General features: G+C 51.1%; 5 protein-coding genes. 2 read left to right on the top strand and 3 right to left on the bottom strand.

Going from position 1 to position 4552, the window contains the following annotated elements:
• The first annotated feature begins 123 nt into the window (after positions 1–123).
• Complete coding sequence (gene secB, locus AC4MRN_RS19690; protein ID WP_073324340.1) at positions 124–633, top strand: protein-export chaperone SecB; 510 nt, start codon at positions 124–126, stop codon at positions 631–633.
• A 9-nt stretch (positions 634–642) separates the two neighbouring features.
• A complete protein-coding gene (gene gpsA / locus AC4MRN_RS19685) occupies positions 643–1644 on the top strand; it encodes an NAD(P)H-dependent glycerol-3-phosphate dehydrogenase (protein ID WP_491204270.1) in 1002 nt (333 codons plus the stop codon).
• 13 nt (positions 1645–1657) lie between these two features.
• Here the strand turns inward: gpsA and trmL are convergent, their stop codons facing one another.
• The 3 genes from trmL to AC4MRN_RS19670 all read right to left on the bottom strand — a co-directional run bounded on the left by trmL (position 1658) and on the right by AC4MRN_RS19670 (position 4429).
• Positions 1658–2122, bottom strand: coding sequence for a tRNA (uridine(34)/cytosine(34)/5-carboxymethylaminomethyluridine(34)-2'-O)-methyltransferase TrmL (gene trmL, locus AC4MRN_RS19680; RefSeq protein WP_255051094.1), 465 nt, complete (start codon positions 2120–2122; stop codon positions 1658–1660).
• Positions 2123–2202: 80 nt separating this feature from the next.
• Entirely contained in the window at positions 2203–3183 is a 981-nt protein-coding gene (locus AC4MRN_RS19675) for an alpha/beta fold hydrolase (protein ID WP_491204269.1), read from the bottom strand.
• Positions 3170–4429 carry an ATP-binding protein gene (locus tag AC4MRN_RS19670; RefSeq protein ID WP_491204268.1) on the bottom strand — a complete coding sequence of 420 codons (1260 nt, stop codon included), beginning with the start codon at positions 4427–4429 and terminating at the stop codon, positions 3170–3172. Before AC4MRN_RS19670 ends, AC4MRN_RS19675 begins: the two co-directional genes overlap by 14 nt.
• Between the last annotated feature and the right edge of the window lie 123 nt (positions 4430–4552).

Genomic DNA, 4552 nt, shown 5'->3' with positions numbered 1-4552 from the left:
TTTATAAACGGGCAACACATTGGCGGCTGCGACGATATGTACGCGTTAGAGCGAGAACAAAAGCTGGACCCGCTGTTGGCCCAATAATTTAATAACGATTATATAAATTCCATAGGTAATATCATGTCTGACGAAAATCAAACAAATCAAGAGAACGCAGCAGCAGGCGCACAAGGCCAGGCTCCACAATTCAACATCCAGCGCATTTACACCAAAGACATCTCTTTTGAGTCGCCAAATGCACCAGGCATCTTTACCAAAGAATGGAAGCCAGAAATTAAACTGGATATCGATACGGCAACCAACAAGCTGGACGGCAACCTGTTTGAAGTTATCCTGTCTGTTACCGTAACTGCCAGCATGGGCGAAGAAACTGCGTTCCTGTGTGAAGTTCAGCAAGCCGGTATTTTCATGATTGGCGAGATGCCAGAAGCGAACAAAGCACACATGCTGGGTTCATTCTGCCCAACTACGCTGTTCCCATACGCGCGTGAAACTATTTCAAACCTGGTTAACCGTGGCACCTTCCCTCCACTGAACCTTGCACCGGTTAACTTCGACGCAATCTTTGCCGCTTACATGCAAAAGCGTGCTCAGGAAGCACAACAAGCGTCACCACAGCTAGACGCTTAATCTCATCGCATGAATCAAGCATCGGTTACGGTACTCGGAGCGGGGTCTTATGGCACCGCTCTGGCGATTTGCCTTGCCCGCAATGGCACTCCCACGCTGCTGTGGGGGCGCGACACACAGCAGCTCAGCGATATGGCTGCTGGCCGCCAAAACCAGCGCTATTTGCCCGACATCCCCCTGCCAGACAGTTTACTTATTGAACCCGATCTGACTAAGGCGATTGCAGCTAGCAGAGATATTCTGGTCGTGGTGCCCAGCCATGCGTTTAAAGGCATGCTGGAAACCATAGCGCCCATGTTAACGCCATCGCAACGCATTATATGGGCGACTAAAGGGCTTGAGCCGGGCACAGGCAGGCTGCTTAAAGATGTAGCGCAAGATGTGCTGGGCGAGGGTTACCCGTTAGCCGTGCTGTCTGGCCCCACATTTGCCAAAGAAATGGCAGCGGGCTTGCCAACAGCAATATCCCTGTCGTCTACTGACGATGCGTTTATTGACGATATGGCCGCTAAGCTCCACTGTACCAAGTCATTTCGGGTGTATAAAAACCCGGATTTCACAGGTGTTCAATTAGGCGGCGCAGTTAAGAATGTGATTGCCATTGGCGCAGGACTGGCCGACGGTCTGGGCTTTGGTGCAAACGCAAGAACGGCATTGATTACCCGAGGCTTAGCTGAATTAACGCGCTTGGGTGTTAAAGCCGGCGCACAGCCAGAGACCTTTATGGGCATGGCCGGGTTAGGTGACTTAGTGCTGACCTGTACCGACAATCAATCGCGGAACCGCCGTTTCGGATTAGCGCTGGGTAAAGGCGTGTCGGTTGAGCAAGCGATGACCGATATTGGTCAGGTAGTAGAAGGCTACCGCAATACCGAAGAAGTCAAAGCATTGGCAGAACACCTTGATGTAGAAATGCCTATTTGTGAGCAAATCTACGCGGTACTGTATCAGGGTAAGTCACCCAAAGACGCAGCACTGGCCTTATTGGGACGCTCACTAAAAAGCGAATAAATTCCGATGCAGGCTATCTGGCCTGCTCGTATCCAAACTGACGCCAGGATTCATAGACGAAAACCGAGACGGCGTTCGACAAATTCATACTGCGACTGTCTGGTAACATGGGAATGCGAACCCGTTGTGCCGGTGGCAGTGATTCAATGATGTCGTCGGGTAATCCGCGGGTCTCGGGCCCAAACAATAACGCATCACCTGCCTGATACTGCACATCAGAATGAAATGCCTTACCTTTGGTGGTGCACGCAAACACCCGCTTGGGATTCCGCTCCGCTAAATAGGTTTCAAAATTGGCGTAGCGTTTTACTTCTGCAAATTCGTGATAATCCAATCCAGCCCTGCGCACGCGCTTGTCGTCCCAGTCAAAGCCAAGAGGTTCGATTAAGTGCAGTGCATAGCCCGTGTTCGCACATAAGCGAATAATGTTACCCGTGTTGGGCGGAATTTCCGGTTGATAAAGCACAATATCCAGCATGACTTAATTCCTGACAGGTTGCGGCAGAGGGCCCGCATTATGCGAGTTTTCAGACGTTGCGTCAAAGTGCGGTAACAGGGCTAGAAGTCGGAGTTAAAAAAGCTCACTATCTGACGCATCACCGGTGTGCGGATAACATCCTGCTCAATAAGTATTTCGTGCTTCGCACCCGCTACCGATACCCACTTGGCATTGGGCATATTGCTGACCACGCGCTGCTGTCGCTGGTTATCGACCACGCCATCCCGCTCAGCGCTAAAAACAGTCACAGGTAGTGTGAGTTCACTGGCGTGTTGTTCAATCTGCCACATTGCTGCACTGGCTGCCGCCAACCACTCAGGCGTAACACCGCCGAGCTGAATTTCCGGCTGCTGAGTATACAGTTCCCGAAACAGCTTATAACGCGCCTCACTGCCGGTTAACCGGTTCGTTGCAAAAGGCTCTTCGTGATAGTTACGCTGACCAAAAAAATAACCACTGGCCCCTGGCACACAGGCGTTATACAGGCGATTTACTGTAATGAGTGTAGACGCCAACCACTGTGGCATTGCAGGCCGAATACCAAACATGGGCGCACAAAATACCACCCTCGAAAACACTTTAGGCATAGACAATACCGTAAGCGCGCCAATGGCCGAGCCCATGGAATGACACAACAGATTCAGGCTGCCTTGCTGATTGGGGATCACTACCTCATTTAAAAAGTGCTGCATGTCGGCAACGTATTCGTCGAAATGATTTACGAAGCCCAGGTGAGGATTGTCGCGCATTCTGCCAGATAACCCCTGACCGCGGTGATCGAGTATAAAAACCGCAAAGCCCTGATGGTAGAGGTCATATATGACCTCCTGATACTTCAGCAACGACTCTATACGGCCCGAACTGATAACCACCGACGCATGCGCACTTTCAGGTACACAATAGGCATAGTGCACCTGTATGTCCCCCTGCCCGGTAAAACGGCCTTGCGACACGCACTGTTGCCAAAACGGCGTTATAGATTGCGCGTAATCCTGCTGCAGGGTAGGTTCGGTAAAATACGAATAATTATTCTCGCTCATTCCCTAAGGGTACGGTAATTGTGACAACCAGACCACCAGAATCTCCCGGTTTAGCGCTTATGGTGCCCCGGTGTAAGGCTATAGCCGCCTGCGCGATGGCCAGTCCAAGACCCACGCCCCCTGATTTGCGCTCCCTCGATGCCGAAGGTCGGTAGAATGGCCTGAAGATCTCTTCGCATTCCTGTGGCGTTAGCCCAGGTCCGTCGTCCTGAACAACCAGCGTAACCTGATCATCCTTCACGGTAAATGCTGCCTCAACCTGCGTATCTGCATAACGAATGGCATTGCGCAGGACGTTTTCTACTGCGCTGTTTAATTGCGTAGCATCTGCTCTCAGAACAATGTCCGGAATCTCATCACAATTGAAATGTTTACTGTTGGTGCTTGCCTCAAAGGCCGCATCCTGAAACAACTCGCGCATAGTTTCCCGCAAATTCACTTTACCTAACGCCGGCTTGCCAGCTTCTGCGCGTGTCAGTTGCAACAGTTGATTGATCAGTGCTTCCATACGAATCGCTTCACGCTCGATCCGGTCAAGCGTTGGTGTATCCACCTCCTGCTGATGAGCCAGACCAATCGCCATTTGCATTCGAGCTAGCGGTGAACGCAGCTCGTGAGAAATATCAGCCAGCAAACGCTTCTGTCCCGACCACATTGTCGATAACTGCTCTGCCATTAAATTAAAGTCTGCTGCCAGTTCACCGATTTCATCGCGTCTGAATGCCTTGATGTCAGTTCGTGCCTGCCAATCACCCTCGGCTAACTTTCGGCCAGTGTGCTGTAAGTGCCTAATGGGGCGCACAATAGACTTAGCAAACAACCAGCAGAACAATGCGGAAATAATCACGGCAGTCGGAATTAACCAGGTGAACAAGCGCTCCGGACCACCTTTGCCGTCTGGATGACGCCAGAATACGGCATGAGATGTGCCGTTGAAGTCTACCAGCACAGGTCCCACCGCAACCATTGGCCCTAACTGCACCGAAATATAATTAGACTGACGGGCAAATTGTGCCAGCAGGTTTTCTTCATCCTGACGCAGTGGCGGCCCACCGTCACTCATCACCCTGCCAGTGTCCAGGTTAACCGAAATGAACGAACGCCGTTTTCGAATACTTAAGTCGCGCAAAAGCGGTCTGAAACGGTCGTAATCAGCTTTACGCATTTCCAACTCGTTCACCATAGACACCAATTCCTGAATATCGGTATTACTGGGCTGCTCAATCTGAAATGGCTGATAGAACATTCTGGCCAACCAGGCCGACGTGACAGCCGTTAATACCAGCGTTACCCAGAACCAAAGAAAAAGGCGCCCAACAAGGCGCCGCGTAGGATTAATAAACGCTCAAAATTTCATGATTGCTGCCGC

Source organism: Marisediminitalea sp. (assembly GCF_984433645.1).
Note: the sequence above shows the minus strand (reverse complement) of the source record. Positions and strands in the feature narration are given on the sequence as shown.

What these genes read in the sequence shown, in the direction of transcription:
- AC4MRN_RS19675 (WP_491204269.1), bottom strand. Translation starts at nt 3,183, where the DNA reads ATGAGCGAGAATAATTATTCGTATTTTACCGAACCTACCCTGCAGCAG.
- trmL (WP_255051094.1), bottom strand. Translation starts at nt 2,122, where the DNA reads ATGCTGGATATTGTGCTTTATCAACCGGAAATTCCGCCCAACACGGGT.
- AC4MRN_RS19670 (WP_491204268.1), bottom strand. Translation starts at nt 4,429, where the DNA reads ATGTTCTATCAGCCATTTCAGATTGAGCAGCCCAGTAATACCGATATT.
- secB (WP_073324340.1), top strand. Translation starts at nt 124, where the DNA reads ATGTCTGACGAAAATCAAACAAATCAAGAGAACGCAGCAGCAGGCGCA.
- gpsA (WP_491204270.1), top strand. Translation starts at nt 643, where the DNA reads ATGAATCAAGCATCGGTTACGGTACTCGGAGCGGGGTCTTATGGCACC.